General features: G+C 42.0%; 1 protein-coding gene. It reads left to right on the top strand.

Going from position 1 to position 212, the window contains the following annotated elements:
* Nucleotides 1-57: 57 nt before the first annotated feature.
* Nucleotides 58-212 (top strand): helix-turn-helix domain-containing protein (locus GPK81_RS18585; protein ID WP_215707303.1); only part of this gene is annotated, 155 nt, incomplete at its 3' end.

Raw genomic sequence — 212 nt, forward strand, 5'->3', positions numbered from 1 at the left:
AAAACAGTATATTGAAAACCAGAAAACATCGCAGAGACAAAAGGATAAGATGGGATAATGCAAAAAGGAATTAAATTTAGAATCTACCCGAACAGAGAACAGAAAAACTTCATCCATCAGACCCTGGGATGCTGCCGGTTCATCTACAACCGGGGACTTGCCATGCGTAAGGAAGGCTATGAAAATGGGGAAAAGATCGGCTATTCCCAGAC

Source organism: Blautia sp. MCC283 (assembly GCF_018785565.1).
Lineage (GTDB): Bacteria > Bacillota > Clostridia > Lachnospirales > Lachnospiraceae > Blautia_A.